At 72.1% G+C, this 1,980-nt stretch carries 1 protein-coding gene; it reads left to right on the top strand.

The genetic code is table 11. The features are described from left to right. Positions 1 to 1,980 (top strand): beta strand repeat-containing protein (locus tag IE263_RS47975; protein WP_189944453.1); only part of this gene is annotated, 1,980 nt, incomplete at both ends.

Below are 1,980 nucleotides of genomic sequence, written 5' to 3'. Positions count from 1 at the left end.
GACTTCGGTGACGGCAGCGCGACGGCCACGGTGCCGGTCGTCGGTGGAACGGCGACCTCCACCCACACCTACACCAGCACCTCCGGCAGCCCGTACACCGTCACCGCCTCGTACAGCGGCGACACCGACTTCACCACCTCCACCGGCACCGACACCCAGACCGTAGAAGTGGCGGGAACCACCACCGCGGTCGTCACCAGCCCCAATCCCTCGGTGGTCGGCCAACCGGTCGACATCACCGTGGTGGTGGCCGCCGAGGCGCCGGGAACCGGAACACCGGCCGGAGACGTGATCGTGACGTTCGGGGACGGGTCACCCGCCGAGACCGTGACGCTGGTGGGCGGGACGGCGACGGTCACCCACACCTACACCAGCACCTCCGGCAGCCCGTACACCGTCACGGCCACCTACGCCGGGAACGCCGACTTCAGTGCCTCCACCGGTACCGAGACCCACGTCGTGGCCATCGCCCAGACGACGACCACGGTCACTTCGAGCCCCGACCCGTCGGTCTTCGGCGAGCAGGTGACGATCACCGCGACGGTGACGCCCACCGCGCCCGGAGCCGGTACGCCCGGCGGGACGGTGTTCTTCGTCATCAGCGGCGGACCGGTCCTCAGCGCACCCGTCACCGCGGGCACCGCCACCGTCACCACCGACGCCCTGGCGGTCGGCCCCCACACCATCACCGCCACCTACAACGGCAACAGCAACTTCGGCCTGTCGACCGGCACCGACACCCACACGGTGAACCAGTCGGCCACGACGACCGAGGTGACGTCGGCACCCGACCCGTCCCTGGTCGGTGAGTCGGTGACGGCCACGGCGACGGTGACGGCCACCGCTCCGGGTGCGGGGACGCCGACGGGGACCGTCACCTTCGACTTCGGCGACGGATCAGCGCCGGTCCCCGGAGCCGTCGTGGGCGGCACGGCCACGGCCACCCACGCCTACGCCACGGCGGCCGGCAGCCCGTTCACCATCACCGCCACCTACGGCGGAGACACCAGCTTCGCAGGCTCCTCGGACACCGACTCCCACACGGTCGGCTCGGTGGACACCACGACCGCGGTGACCTCGACGCCCGATCCGTCGGTGGTGGGTGAGCCGGTGACGGTGACGGCGACGGTGACGGCCACCGCTCCGGGTGCGGGGACGCCGACCGGGACTGTCACCTTCGACTTCGGCGACGGCAGCCCGACGGAGACGGGGACTCTGGTGGGCGGCGTGGCCACGGTCACGCACGCGTACGCCACCACGGCGGGCAGCCCGTACGCCATCACCGCGACCTACGGCGGCAGCGGCGACTTCAACCCGTCCACCGGAACCGACACCCAGACCGTGGGCCAGGCCGCGACGACCGCCGCGGTGACCTCGACGCCCGATCCGTCGGTGGTGGGCGAGTCGGTGACGGTGACGGCGACGGTGACCGCGGACGCTCCGGGTGCGGGGACGCCGACGGGGACCGTCACCTTCGACTTCGGCGACGGCAGCCCGACGGAGACGGGGACCCTGGTGGGCGGCGTGGCCACGGTCACGCACGCGTACGCCACCACGGCGGGCAGCCCGTACACCATCACCGCGACCTACGGCGGGGACACCGACTTCGCGGGTGCCACGGGCACGGACACCCAGACGGTGAACCAGGCGACGACCACGGCAGCGGTGATGTCCGGCCCGGACCCGTCGGTGGTGGGTGAGCCGGTGACGGTGACGGCGACGGTGACCGCGGACGCTCCGGGTGCGGGGACGCCGACGGGGACCGTCACCTTCGACTTCGGTGACGGCACGCCGGCCGTCACCGAGACTCTCGTCGGAGGAACCGTGACGACCACCCACACCTACACGGACGTGGCGGGCAGCCCGTACACCATCAACGTCTCGTACGGCGGGGACACCGACTTCGCGGGTGCCACGGGCGCGGACACCCAGACGGTGAACCAGGCGACGACCACGGCAGCGGTGATGTCCGGCCCGGAT

Source organism: Streptomyces aurantiogriseus, from assembly GCF_014649375.1.
GTDB classification, from domain to species: domain Bacteria; phylum Actinomycetota; class Actinomycetes; order Streptomycetales; family Streptomycetaceae; genus Streptomyces; species Streptomyces aurantiogriseus.
Note: the sequence above shows the minus strand (reverse complement) of the source record. Positions and strands in the feature narration are given on the sequence as shown.